This window comes from Streptomyces pluripotens, assembly GCF_000802245.2.
GTDB lineage: Bacteria > Actinomycetota > Actinomycetes > Streptomycetales > Streptomycetaceae > Streptomyces > Streptomyces pluripotens.
This window is the reverse complement of the sequence record NZ_CP021080.1, coordinates 2453397-2465445: the sequence shown is the minus strand read 5'-3', so window position 1 is coordinate 2465445 and position 12049 is coordinate 2453397. Positions and strand designations below refer to the sequence as shown.

11 protein-coding genes and 1 tRNA gene are annotated in these 12049 nt (G+C 72.6%); 4 read left to right on the top strand and 8 right to left on the bottom strand.

Features of this window, described 5'->3' with window-relative positions; genetic code table 11:
- Window positions 1-37 precede the first annotated feature (37 nt).
- A complete protein-coding gene (locus LK06_RS10905; protein ID WP_039649310.1) occupies window positions 38-1297 on the top strand; it encodes a M6 family metalloprotease domain-containing protein in 1260 nt (419 codons plus the stop codon).
- Between the two features lie 91 nt (window positions 1298-1388).
- On the opposite strand, the gene LK06_RS10900 is transcribed toward LK06_RS10905, so the two are convergent.
- From LK06_RS10900 to LK06_RS10870, 7 genes are all read right to left on the bottom strand, one after another.
- Window positions 1389-1462: transfer RNA gene (locus tag LK06_RS10900), tRNA-Lys, on the bottom strand.
- Entirely contained in the window at window positions 1453-2028 is a 576-nt protein-coding gene (locus tag LK06_RS10895; RefSeq protein WP_063837853.1) for a hypothetical protein, read from the bottom strand. The genes LK06_RS10900 and LK06_RS10895 overlap by 10 nt, the downstream gene beginning before the upstream one ends.
- 273 nt (window positions 2029-2301) lie before the next feature.
- Window positions 2302-2670 carry a hypothetical protein gene (locus tag LK06_RS10890; protein ID WP_039649308.1) on the bottom strand — a complete coding sequence of 123 codons (369 nt, stop codon included), beginning with the start codon at window positions 2668-2670 and terminating at the stop codon, window positions 2302-2304.
- A 282-nt stretch (window positions 2671-2952) separates the two neighbouring features.
- Window positions 2953-4290, bottom strand: a complete 1338-nt coding sequence (locus LK06_RS10885) for an AAA domain-containing protein (RefSeq protein WP_043432422.1) — start codon at window positions 4288-4290, stop codon at window positions 2953-2955.
- Window positions 4287-5885 (bottom strand): hypothetical protein, encoded by a 1599-nt coding sequence (locus tag LK06_RS10880; RefSeq protein WP_043432419.1) that lies wholly within the window; start codon window positions 5883-5885, stop codon window positions 4287-4289. The genes LK06_RS10885 and LK06_RS10880 overlap by 4 nt, the downstream gene beginning before the upstream one ends.
- Entirely contained in the window at window positions 5876-7069 is a 1194-nt protein-coding gene (locus LK06_RS10875; RefSeq protein WP_374208111.1) for a hypothetical protein, read from the bottom strand. The genes LK06_RS10880 and LK06_RS10875 overlap by 10 nt, the downstream gene beginning before the upstream one ends.
- Window positions 6969-7919: a phosphatase PAP2 family protein gene (locus tag LK06_RS10870; RefSeq protein WP_043404512.1), complete on the bottom strand. Its 951-nt coding sequence runs from the start codon at window positions 7917-7919 to the stop codon at window positions 6969-6971. The genes LK06_RS10875 and LK06_RS10870 overlap by 101 nt, the downstream gene beginning before the upstream one ends.
- Before the next feature lie 321 nt (window positions 7920-8240).
- On the opposite strand from LK06_RS10870, the gene LK06_RS10865 reads away from it, so the two are divergent.
- Window positions 8241-8837: a histidine phosphatase family protein gene (locus LK06_RS10865; RefSeq protein ID WP_039649299.1), complete on the top strand. Its 597-nt coding sequence runs from the start codon at window positions 8241-8243 to the stop codon at window positions 8835-8837.
- Between the two features lie 143 nt (window positions 8838-8980).
- Here the strand turns inward: LK06_RS10865 and LK06_RS10860 are convergent, their stop codons facing one another.
- Window positions 8981-10462 carry an NsdA family TPR-like regulatory protein gene (locus LK06_RS10860; RefSeq protein WP_086083272.1) on the bottom strand — a complete coding sequence of 494 codons (1482 nt, stop codon included), beginning with the start codon at window positions 10460-10462 and terminating at the stop codon, window positions 8981-8983.
- 266 nt (window positions 10463-10728) lie between these two features.
- Here LK06_RS10860 and LK06_RS10855 point away from each other — a divergent pair, with 266 nt between their 5' ends.
- Both LK06_RS10855 and LK06_RS10850 read left to right on the top strand, forming a co-directional pair.
- Window positions 10729-11142, top strand: coding sequence for a hypothetical protein (locus LK06_RS10855; protein WP_039649414.1), 414 nt, complete (start codon window positions 10729-10731; stop codon window positions 11140-11142).
- A 34-nt stretch (window positions 11143-11176) separates the two neighbouring features.
- On the top strand, window positions 11177-12043 hold the full coding sequence (locus tag LK06_RS10850; RefSeq protein ID WP_039649297.1) for a spermidine synthase: 867 nt from the start codon (window positions 11177-11179) through the stop codon (window positions 12041-12043).
- Window positions 12044-12049 lie beyond the last annotated feature (6 nt).

The following is a 12049-nucleotide window of genomic DNA, read 5'->3' as shown; positions in this document are numbered from 1 at the left end:
ATCTGGGTGTGGATCCCGTGAACCGCATCCGGAGGTCATGTCCGTGCCCAAGCTGCGCAGCACCGCCGCCGTGTGCACCACGCTGTCGGCGGTCGCCGCGACCTCGATCCTCACTGGCCCGTCGGTTGCCGAACCCTTCTCGCCGGCCCCCTGTGCCCTGCACCGGACCGAGGCCCATCATTCGGAGGGCGTGGACACCTGGAGCGCCGCGTATGCCCGCCCGAGCGGTGCGGTCGACGCGGTGATGGTCTTCCTGTCCTTCCCGGACGCCGTTCCGCGGACCACCCCGGCCCAGCTGGCCGCCGACCACTTCCCGGCCACCAGCCGCTTCTTCGAGCAGGCTTCCTACGGCAGGTTCACGCTGCATCCGCACCCCCTGAAGCGGTGGCTGCGTATGCCGCGGCCGTCAACCGCGTACGCCATACGACGGGACTGGGGCGTTGGGGACCGGGCCGCCTACCTGCGGGACGCGTTCGCCGTGGCCGACAAGGAGGTCGACTTCTCGCGCTACCCGGTCGTGTACTTCGTCGCCGATCCGGACGCGCCCGGTGTCGACTCCGACGCCACCAAGGTCGTCAACCTCGACACTCCCGTGCACGTGGACGGCGCCGATGTCCGCAGGGTCGTCACGGTGTTCGAGAAGCATCCACCGGACCGGCTGGTCCTCGCCCACGAGACCGGACACGTCTTCGATCTGCCCGATCTGTACCACCGTCCGGTCGACGGCAAGGGCGACTGGGACACCTACGTCGGCGACTGGGACCTGATGGGCAGCCAGTTCGGGCTCTCGCCGGACCTGTTCGCCTGGCACAAGTGGAAGCTCGGCTGGTTGGATCCACGTCAGGTGGTGTGCGTGCGCGGTGCCGGGGCGACCCGCCTCACCCTGGAGCCCCTGGCGGCCGGGCCGGGAGTCGCGGTGCGAGGGACGAGTGGTGCGCCCGCCTTCGGCCTTGGTCACGGTGTGAAGCTGGCCGTCGTGCGCACCGGCCGGGACAGTGTGCTCGCATTCGAGGCTCGGGGTGCGGCCGGGAACGACCGGGCGACCTGTCGGGAGGGGATCCTGGTCTACCGGGTCCGCAGCGGTGCGGCGTCCGGCAGTGGCCCGGTCCAGGTCGTGGACGCCCATCCGCGCACCGAGGCGTGCTGGGAGAACTCGGTCTACCCGCCGCTCGCCGACGCCCCGGTCTCCCTCGGAGAGGGCTTCACCGTGCCGGGGGAGGGGGTGAAGGTGGAGGTGGAGGGGCGCACGGCCTCGGGAGCGTGGACGGTGAAGATCACGCCGGGCGCGAGCGGCTGAGGGGGCGGCGCCGTGGGCGGGAGAGTGGCGCAGACGTATACGAAAGCGGCGGGCCGGATTCTTTCGAACCGGACCCGCCGTTCTCATCATGTGCGCCGCCAGGGACTCGAACCCCGGACCCGCTGATTAAGAGTCAGCTGCTCTAACCAACTGAGCTAGCGGCGCCTGCTGACGTCGTAGACCTTAGCATCCTGATCGGCGGGAGGAAAAATCGAAATCCGTACGGCCGCGCGAGCGGCCCGCACGGCCGCCCAGAGGACGACCTCCGGACCCGGGAGCCAAGGGTGTCGGGTGTCCGGGGCCACCAGCCAGCGCGAGCCGGCGGGGGCGGTCGGGTCGCCGGCGTCCGGTGCCGGGACGGTCACCGCGTCCCCGGTGCCGTGGCACAGCAGCGGCGGTACCGCCTCCGCCCGGTGGGACCCCCACTCCTCCCAGGCCAGCAATGAGGGCAGCCGCTGGGCCGTGCCCGGGGCGGCGAACAGCAACGTACGGCCGCGGACCACCGCGACCGGACCCGAACCCGGCCCTTCGTCCCATAACCGGTCCAGCATCCGGCGACCGAAGATCGCCGGGGCGCTCACCACATCGAAGACGGCACCGCAGGGGAGGACGACCGGGGTGTCCCGGTACTTCTCCCACAGGGCCAGCGTGCTGTGCGGATACGTTCCGGCCGAGGCGAGCCAAGCGACGCCCTCGGAGGTGACCGTGGTGACGTTCGGTGCACTGCTCATGACGTCTACGTGTACCGGCCGTGAGCGGCTCGTTCTTGTGAGTTGCTGAAAACCGGGACAGCAATGGTGTAGGGGGAGTATCTTGCCCGCCTGGCATATGCCAGGCGGGGCTTCGCCCCGGCCCGTAGGGGCACGCCCGCACTGAGCGGCGAGGCCCGCAAGGACGTGTCCGAGTCCCGCAAGGCCCAGGAGGCCGCCGGGCCAGAGAGACACTGCTGAGGTCAAGGAGACTTCCGGAGGCCAGGAGGCCAGGAGGCCAGGAGGCCAGCGGGGCTAGAGGGAATCGGCAGGCGTCCGTCCCTCGCTGCTCCCCCGCATCAGGTCCCGCCCGAACTCGACCATCTTTTTCGCGTAGTCCTCGGTCCACTCCGCCCGCTCGGCGATCGCCGCGGGGGTCAGCCGGTCGAACCGGCTCGGGTCGGCGAGCTGTGCTGCCGCGAGGGCCTGGAACTCCGCGGCACGGTCGGCGGCTGCGCGGAACGCCTGGGTCAGCTCCGTCGCCCGTGTCAGCAGCGCCTGCGGGTCCTCGATCGACTCCAGATCGAAGAAGTGCTCGGGATCGGCGGCCGCCTCCGCGGGTTCGAAGCGCAGGGGCACGGGGCGTAGCCGCGGTTCGTTGCGACGCGGCGTGGGCTCCGCCATGTCTTTACTCCTCCTTGTGCGATTCGCCGGGCCCCGCCTGCAGGTGGGCCACCCTCCATTGTCGCGCGTGGACGCAAGGGCATCTACGGCCGCCCGCTCACCCGGTGTTCCGCCGGGCGAGCCAGGACGGCGTGGTTGGCCTCCCCACCCTGGGAAAAGGTCGAGCTGCACAGCCGAGCCTTCGAGCGACTGTCGCAGGAAGCCGTGAGGGGAGCGGCCACACGTGTTCTCATAGCTGGTGCGTTGGCGTCCCTGGACTGACTGCCTGCGCCTCATCACAGCTCAGGGGCGCCAGGACACCCGGTGGTCCTGGAGGTGGAGCCAGGTGGCGAACATCGCTTCCCAGCCGTCCGGGAACTTCACCAACGTGCCCAGCTGGACCGGTTCCGTGGACGGGTAGTCGTCCAGAAGGTCGGCCACCCCGGCGCGGCATACCATGATGCACGCGTGGCGGTGCCGGGAGGCCAGGACGCACAGGCGCCCGGTCTCCAGGTGGAAGGCGGTCGCGTCGGGGCGGCCGGAGAGCGGGTGCAGGACGACCGTGACGTCGTACTCGCGTCCCTGGAGCCGGTTCGCGGTGTCCACCGTCACGTCCGCCGCGCCCAGTCCGGTCAGGGCCGCGCGGACCGCCGCGGCCTGGTCGCGGTGGGCCGTGCCCACGGCGATGCGGTCAGCGGTGAGGGGAGCAGGGTGCGCGGCGCGCTCGGAGACGGCCGCCCCACCGCGGTCCAGCAGGCGTCGTACGACCGCTGCCACCGCGTGCACCGCCTCCGGGTCGGTGCGTGGGGTGTGCCGGGCGGGCAGCTCCAGGAGGCCCCAGCCGGACTCCGCCGCCTCGTCGATCACCCGGTCCGGGCCGGAGCCGTCGGAGGGGACGGCGAAGGTGAGACGGCGGTCGTCGTGGGTCGTACCGCTACGGAAGGGGGTGTACGGGTAGAAGGCGGCGGACACCAGGGGTGCAGCCGAGGCCGGCAGACGCCAGGAGACCGGGAGGCGGTGTTGCGGCAGGTCGGGGTTGTGCGCCAGGAGGGTGGTGACCGCGGAGGCCGAGGGGTCATACGACAGACCCGCCCACTGCTCGCTGCCGACGATCGCGAACGGGTCCAGCTGCCCCGGATCGCCCACGAACAACGCCCGCTCGAACAGGCCGGCCACAGCGAGCAGGGAGTCCGAACGCATCTGGTACGCCTCATCCACGATCGCGTGCCGCCAGGGCTCGTCCACCGTCACGTGCGCCCATTTCGCCGACGTGGACAGCACCACCGGCAAGCCGCTGAGGTCGCTCGCCTTCGCGGACGTGCGGACGTTCGCCAGCCCGTCCAGCGCCTTGTCGTACGGATCGGTGTCGCTGCTGTGCAGGCGGCCCACCGGTAGGTCCGGGTCCTTCTCGGCGAGCCGGAGTACGAGGTCGTCCACCTGTGCGTTGGTCTGTGCCACCACCATCAGCGGGCGGCCGGCTCCGGCCAGTTCCAGCGCCGCGCGGACCACCAGGGTGGACTTGCCGGCGCCGGGTGGCGAGTCCACCACCACACCCCGATCGGTGCCCTGCAGGGTGTCGTGGAGGATCGCGGCGGTGGCGCGGGCGGCCGCGGCCGCGGGGGCGAGGTCGGCGGTCGTCACAGCATGTCCTCCTCGGTCACTGAGTCCGGGGCCTCCGGGGTGGCCTCGCCCGGAGGGCCGCCGTGGGTCCACGGAGTCTCCTCCGGGCCGGGCAGCTTCGCCCCACCACGCTGCTCGTGTTCGAAGAGGGTGAAGCAGACGCGATCGCCCTTCTGCGGTACCGATCCGGCCTCGGGCTCCTTCCCGCGACCCATCTTGTCCATGATCCGCAGTACCAGCACGCCCTCGTCCGTGGGGTCCGCGCGGCCGACGAACTCCGCCGACTGCGGTCTGCCGCCCAGTGAGCGGTACACCTTGGCCCGCTCCGGAAGGTGCGGCCGATCCTCCGTGCGGACCGTCACCAGCGGGCGCGGGCTCGGCCGCTTGCCCTCGCTGTAGGCCATCACGACGTCGGTCACCTCGCCCGCGAACGCCTCCCCGGCCAGCCGCCGTCCTCCCATCACCAGCGGGTCGTCCAGCGCCTCCTGCGCATCCAGACGGGCCTGCTCGCGTTCGCGCGTGGCCAGTTTGTTCGCCGCCGTCACCGCGTCGTCCCGGCGTGGCTGCGGAGGCTCGCCGGCCAGCACCCGGTCGCGGTGGCCGGTGAAGGACCAGCGGTCGCGAGTCCAGCGCGCCTCGACGTGCGTGCCCTCCGGCAGTTCCCGCAGCAGGTCCAGGCCTCGCCACACTGCGTCCCAGGTGGGCCGGGTGGCGCTTTCCACCAGCGCGCCGATGTCCCGCTCGGCCGCGGTGACCGCCGCCAGTCGGTCGTCGGCGTCCACCGGGTCCTCGGCGGCGGCGAGAGCGGCGCGGGCGCGGTCGTAGCGTTCGATCGCCGGGGCCAGCAGTCTGTTGTCGAACGCCGGATCCGTGGCCGGTCCGGCCGGCGGGCACCGCAGCTGTCCGGCCGAGTCCCGCTCCAGTTCGGCCCGGCGGGCCGCCTCCGCGCCGGTCGTGCCGTCCGGCGGGACGATCCAGGCGAGCAGCGCGCCCAGGTGCTGGTCCTCCAAGCTGGACTGGCCGGTTGCCCAGTGCCGGGCCACCACCTCGGTCAGGGCCAGGAGCAGGGAGGAACCGGGAACCCGTGCCCGCTCGCCGTAGTGGGTCAGCCACCGGCCGAGTAGTGGCACCCGGGGCGGTGCCGGATAGGGAGCCTCCGGCTCCTGTTCGGCGGTGCGGCGGAAGCGCATCGAGCGGCCGAGCAGCCGCACGAAGTCCAGGCCCGGGCGGCTCGGCACGATCAGCTGGGGCGCGTCCGTGCACAGCTCGGTTTCGACCTTGACCCGTTTCCGGGTCTCCGGGTCGGTTTCGGTGCGCTCGGCCGCCTCCACGCACTGCGCATAGGAGTCGAGGTACGGCAGGAAGACGTCGGCCAGTTCGGCGAGGAACGTGAAACGCTGGTCGCGGTCGCGGGGCTGCGGCACGGCCAGCAAGCGGGGCGCGTTCCGGTCGGTGCCCACCAGCGCGCCGAGCGGGGCACCGGCCTCACCTGCGGTGGTGAGCGGCACGAACACCAGCGGGTGGTCGGACAGATGCCGGTGGCGGACGGTCGCCACGGGCCGGGCCCGCCCGCTGCTGATGGCCTCCAGCCGGGCGAGGGTGCTGATCAAGGACACGGGGCCGCCTCCCGGTGGGCCGCGTCGGCCAGGGCCTCCGCCCGCAGTGCCGCCGCCCGGCGCAGGGCTGCCACCGCCGGGTCGTCGGGGTCGCCGCTCATGCCTCGGGCCGCCGCGAGGACGTCCTCGACCGTGGTCAGGCCGCCCAGTTCGGCACGCAGCGGTCGGCCGAGGTGGGTGACCGTACCGGTCGCGCGGGAGCGATCCCGGCAGTGGAAGGCCAGTTCACAGGCGGACAGGCACTCGGGTGCGTACGCCGCCGGCACCGCTTCCACGGCCGCCGTCAGCTCCCCGGCGGGCTGGTCCGGCGCGAAGCACACGTCCTCGGGCAGGGCGCCGGCGATCTCCTCGATCCGAGTCAGCCGGGCGAGCTGACGGGCGGTGACCGCACGCTGCTTGCGGACGTCCACGGCGGAGCCTGCCGGCAGATTGGAGAAGTCCTTCGGACACACCAACAGCACCCGGTGCCGCACCCGCGGCGCCTCGGCGCCGAGGCGGGCGGCCACCTCCTCCAGGGCGAGTACGTACACCGCCGCCTGGCGGGCCGCCGCACCCACCTTCGCTGGGTCCGCGGCCCCGTCCAGCATCGGGAAGGACTTGATCTCCACCACCGACCAGCTGCCGTCCGGGTGCACCACCACCGCATCCGGTTCCAGGAAGGCGAGCGAACCCGCCACGTCCAGTGCCAACATCGGGTGGTCCAGCAGTGTCCAGCCGCCGGAGCGCGTGGCCTCCTGGAGTGCCAGCGCCGTGCGGGCCGTGCGCCCTTCGGGGCCGTGCGCCGTCAGGTCGGGCACGGCGGCCTCCTCGGGTGGCACGGCACCCGGGTCGAGGCCGGCGTGTGCCAGCCGCAGGAGTTCCGCACCGCCGTCGGCCTTGACCCGGGCCTCGAACGCGTTGCCCCGGGTCAGTGCGAACTGCGACTGGCCGAAGCCGGACGGCGCGCCCAGCGCGCTCGCCAGCCGCGCCTTGTCCACCCCGGCGCCGTCCAGGATGGCGCGCCTGTGGCACCCCGGGTTCGCGGCGAGCGCCGCGAGGGCACGGGCGTCCAGGGCTTTGGCCGGTACGTCGGGACCGCGCAGCTCAGTGAGCCGGTGCCGGAGCCTCTTCTCCCGCGTCCGGGGAGACGTCCGGTTCGGCTGCGGCACCGAGCCGCGACTCGCGCTGCCGTGGAAATCGCTCACCCGCGGAAGTCTGGCATCCGCCACTGACAACCGGGGAACCCATGTGCACCGTGCCGGCCCTGCCCGTTGCCGTACGGGGGCTCAGACGGGCCCGGAGCAGATCGATCACGCGCATCACACGCGGCGCGAGAAGCAGGCCCAGGCCCATCACGGCGACGCCCGCGACCGTGTCCAGGAAGTAGTGGTTGGCGGTGCCCATGACCACCAGGGCGGTCACCAGCGGGTAGCCGACGCCGAAGACCTTCGCCAGGCGGGTGCCGCCGTACCGCCACACCACCACGCCGCACCACAGCGCCCAGCCCACGTGCAGGCTGGGCATGGCCGCGTACTGGTTGGTCATGCCGCCCATGCCGCGCGGCGCGCTGGCGTCGGCGCCCCACCAGCCGTACGAGCTGTACTGGGCCATCGTGTCGACGAAGCCCTGGCCCGCGGAGAGTAGGCGGGGCGGGCAGGTGGGCAGCAGAGTGAAGCCGATCAGGCCGATGAACGTGGACGTCATCAGCCAGGTGCGGGCCGCCCGGTACCGCTCGGCGCCGGACCGGAATAGCCACACGAGGAGGGCGGGCGTGATCAGGTAGTGCAGCGAGGCGTACCAGAAGTCGGCCGGTATCCCGAGCCACGCCTCGCGCGTGAACAACCGGTTCAACGGATGCTCGGCGTTGAGGTGCAGCGCCTGCTCGACGTGCAGGATCGCCAGACCGTGGTCGACGGCGGAGGAGATGTCGCCGCGGACCAGGATCCGTCCGATCGAGTAGCAACCGTAGACCAGCAGGATCAGCGGCAGTTCGGTCCACCAGCGCAACCGGTGACGGGGTACCACCTCGGTGCCCGGTGTCTCGGTCTGCGGCATCCGATCGCCCTCCCCCTTCTGCTGTTTCTGCTGTTTCTGCTGTTTCCGCGGTACGGGTCACCCTGGTGGGCGACCGTGACACTGTACGGCGTCCCTGTTGCGCTCCGTATCCCGGCCCTTTCGGGCGGGTCCGGACCTCCGCCGGTGCGGGTCGACCCTGGAAGACGCCGCGGCGGCCCGGCGGGTTGCCCGGGCTCGGGGTGAGCGATGATGGAGGGAACCCCTCCTGTTGTGCTGGAGGGAACCCCTTCGTGTTGGAGGGAACCCCTCCTGTTGTCTTCGTGGCGTCCGGGCGGCGTCCCTGTTCCGGAAAGGTCTTCCATGGCACCGCGCATCCTGCTGGCCCGGCACGGGCAGACGGCGTGGTCGCTGTCCGGCAAACACACCGGCAGGACCGACGTACCGCTGCTGGAGGAGGGGCGGCGGGGGGCCAAGCTGCTGGGCGAGCGACTGCACCGCGCCCCGCTGGACGGGCTGACAGGGGTAGAGGTGCGGACCAGCCCGCTCTGCCGGGCCCGCGAGACCTGCGAACTCGCCGGCTTCGGTGATCGGGCCACCGTGTGGGACACCCTTGTGGAATGGGACTACGGCGCCTACGAGGGCATGACCCCGGCCGAGATCCAGGCGGTCCGGCCAGGATGGTTCATCTGGCGGGATGGCGTCCCCGAGGGGGAGAGCACGGCCGAGGTCGCCGCGCGAGCAGACGAGGTGGTCGACTGGGCGCGCTCGGCCGACCGCGATGTGCTGGTCTTCGCCCACGGGCACATCCTGCGCTCCATCGGCGCGCGGTGGCTCGGGCTGCCGCTGGACTTCGCTGCCCGTATCCGCCTGAACCCCACCTCGCTGTCGGTGCTCGGTTGGGCCTACGGGGAACCAGCGATCGAGAGCTGGAACGACCTGGGGCACCTGGCCGCCTGACCGGCAGGAGTCCTGCGGGGCGCGGGCAACCACGCGACCGGTTCCCGAACACCCGCGGCGGGGCCGGTCCAGGGAGACCGGCGGTGCGGGACCCACGGTTCCGCGCGCCCGCGGACCGGGGCCGGCCGTTGCCTGGTGCGGCACTAGACCCGTGGGGTCCTAGGCGTCGACGCGTGCCGGTCCAGGAACTCCGCCACCCCCGATGCCCGCCGGTGCGGCAGTAGCACCCGGGCCGTGCCCGCCAGCATCGTCTGGATGCGGGAGGACTGCACCTGGTCCAGTAGTCCGAGGACCCGCAGACCTGCCTCCGCCGCCTCGTCGGGGCGGCCCTCGCGGGCGAGGTCGTCGGCCAGTTCGGCCGTGTAGAGGGCGGTGTTGCGCGTGAAGTGCGGATTCTGCAGGCGGGCCGCGTTGTGGGCGTGGGCTGACGCGCGTCGCCAGTCGCCCAGCGTGGACCAGCACTGCGCCTCCAGACCCTCCAGCTCGGCCTCCCCGTAGAAACTCATCCATTCGGGGTCTGCGTCGGAGCGGCCCCGCTCGAAGAAGGCCTGTGCCCGGGCCAGCGCCTGGGCACAGCCGGTACGGTCGGCGAGTCCCGCCCAGCCACCCGCTTCGCGGAGGGCGAGCAGGGACATCAGCCGGGCAGAGCCGAGCGAGTGCGCGGCGCGCTGGGCGGCCTGCGCAGCCCGGACCGCTTCCCGGGGACGGCCGGCGTCCCGGGCCAGAAACGCGGTGTTGCAGAACGCGTGGGCCTCCAGCGCCGGATCCCCGATCATGCGGGCAGTGGCCAGTGCTTCCGCGTAGTGCGAGCGGGCGTCGTCGAACCGGCCGGAGTCATGGGCCAGCCAGCCCACGGAGAGGGCGAGTTCACCGGCGCCTGTGAGCAGCCGGTCGGCGGTGACCTGCCGGGTCGCGCCCGCGTCCAGCAACGCGTAGGCCGCGCGCAGCGGAGCTGACGCGCGCCGGTAGAGGCCGTCCGCGCCGTGCCGGTCGTCGAGCAGCCGGATGCGGCGGACGGCTTCCTCCAAGACCGTGGCTTCGGGGGCTCCGGGCCGGTGCCGGGGCAGGCCCGTGGTCGCCGCGTCCGTGGCGAGCCCGAGCGGGCCCAGCGTGGCGGCGGCCATCGTGGCACCGCCACCGGTCATGAATGCGCGACGCAGCACGTCGCTCTCCTCGCGGTTCGGGTGGTTGTTCGGGTACGGCTCCTGCGGGCCGAGGCCGTGCGGGGTGAGGTCCTTCGGTTCGCGGGTGCCCGGTGTGTCATACGGCTCGAAGGCCTTGCGGGTCTCACCCGTGGCGGGCGCCTGCTGCGGGTCGTCGGCCGTACGCGCCGCGCGTCCGCGGACCGAGGAGCGGGGCGCGAAGCCGAGATCGGTGAGCGTGCGACCGGGGAACATGTGCAGGAACACCCGTTCGTAGGCGTAGTTCGGGCAGCGGATCTCGCCCGCCTCGACCCGGCCGACGTAGCGCGCGTCACAGCTGACCCGTTCACCGATCTCGTGCGCGGCACGGCGTACCAGTGCCGCGAACTCGGCCGGTGAACGCCTGCCGCGCAAGTGCCGGAAGACGAGGTTCGGCCGGGGCGGCCGTTCGGGCAGGGACGAGGTCACGGTTGACGACGCCATGGCCGGGTCCTCTCGTGCGAACCGTCGAACCATGCCGGAACCGGGGCGGGTTCGGGACGAGTTGTCCGGGGTCGCGCCCTGTCCTGGCGGGCATGAACGTACCTGCTGTGAAGGACCCGCCACGCAGTGTTTGACCACAAACCGGATATCTCATCCACGATCTGCCATGAAGTGCCATCCTTTGCGGCGCACTTGGGCCGTAGCCGTTGACACGCTCGCGCGTTGGACTCCACGGACCGCAACAGGGCTGTGTGGTGGAGGCCGGCATGAAGACCAGCCAGAGCAACGAACCTCGTACGTCGCCGCTACCGGCGCCCCCGTCGCCGGCGGGCGGCCCGGGATGCGACCTGGTGACGGTACCGGCCAGGCAGGGACTGGAGGCAGTCGACATCCTGCGGCGCGGGGCGGTGGACGCCGTGGGGCCCGTCCTGCACGACGACGGCTGCGGGACCCTCGGCTTCCTGGTGCCGGCCGGTACGGCGGCCCGCTGGGACGTGCCGGGCAGTACCTGTACCGGGACCGATGGGCGCGGGCTGCGTCCGGACCCCGAGCCCCTCGTGGAGGGTTCCGGCTGGCTGCTGCCGCCGGGCGACGCCGACCTCGCCACCGATCCGGTGGTGCTGCGCCGGGCCCTGGGGGAGGCGGCCCGGCTGATCGAGGCGGCCGACAACCGCCGGTGACGCGCGCGCCCGGGACGCCTGCGAAAATGGACCGGTGGGCAGGTCCAGGAACACGCGGCGCAGGTCGGCCGCCGAAACCGTTACGGAAGCGGTCGACGGCGGGCTCGCGCAGCTCGTCCCCGACCCGGACCGCAGCCGCGCCTGGACGCTGCTGATCGACGGCGCGCCCCAGTCGCACGTCGACCTGGACGACCCCGCGTACCTCTCCTTCGAGTACCAGCGCCGGCTCGGCCACGTCATCGACCTCGTCGCCCCGACCGGCAAGCCCGTACAGGCCGTGCACCTCGGCGGCGGGGCGCTCACCCTTGCCAGGTACGTCGCCGCGACCCGGCCCCGGTCCACCCAACAGGTCGTCGAGCGGGATGCGGGCCTGGTGCAGCTGGTCCGCCGGGAATTGCCGCTGGATTCCGGAGCGCGCATCCGGGTGCGCTCGGCGGACGCCCGCGCGGGGCTGGCCAAGGTGCCGGACGGCTGGGCGGACCTGGTCGTCGCCGATGTGTTCAGCGGTGCCCGTACCCCCGCCCACCTCACCACCACCGAGTTCCTAGACGAGGTGCGCCGGGTACTGAAGCCCTCCGGGGTCTACGCCGCCAACGTCGCCGACGGTGGGCCGCTCGCCCACCTGCGCGGCCAGATCGCCACCGCCGCCGCCCGGTTCGGTGAAGTCGCGCTGATCGCCGACGCGGCGGTGCTGCGCGGCAAGCGCTTCGGCAACGCCGTCCTGGTCGCCTCCGAACTGCCGCTACCGCTGGCCGAACTCACCCGTCGCGTGGCCTGTGACCCGCATCCCGGCCGGGTGGAACACGGCAGGGAGCTCACCGGCTTCACCGGCGGCGCCGCGCCGGTCACGGACGAGGCGGCGGTGGCCTCCCCGGCTCCGCCGCCCGCGGTGTTCCGCTAGGGCGCC

What these genes read in the sequence shown, in the direction of transcription:
- LK06_RS10860 (WP_086083272.1), bottom strand. Translation starts at nt 10,462, where the DNA reads ATGGCGTCGTCAACCGTGACCTCGTCCCTGCCCGAACGGCCGCCCCGG.
- LK06_RS10870 (WP_043404512.1), bottom strand. Translation starts at nt 7,919, where the DNA reads ATGCCGCAGACCGAGACACCGGGCACCGAGGTGGTACCCCGTCACCGG.
- LK06_RS10895 (WP_063837853.1), bottom strand. Translation starts at nt 2,028, where the DNA reads ATGAGCAGTGCACCGAACGTCACCACGGTCACCTCCGAGGGCGTCGCT.
- LK06_RS10890 (WP_039649308.1), bottom strand. Translation starts at nt 2,670, where the DNA reads ATGGCGGAGCCCACGCCGCGTCGCAACGAACCGCGGCTACGCCCCGTG.
- LK06_RS10905 (WP_039649310.1), top strand. Translation starts at nt 38, where the DNA reads ATGTCCGTGCCCAAGCTGCGCAGCACCGCCGCCGTGTGCACCACGCTG.
- LK06_RS10865 (WP_039649299.1), top strand. Translation starts at nt 8,241, where the DNA reads ATGGCACCGCGCATCCTGCTGGCCCGGCACGGGCAGACGGCGTGGTCG.
- LK06_RS10855 (WP_039649414.1), top strand. Translation starts at nt 10,729, where the DNA reads ATGAAGACCAGCCAGAGCAACGAACCTCGTACGTCGCCGCTACCGGCG.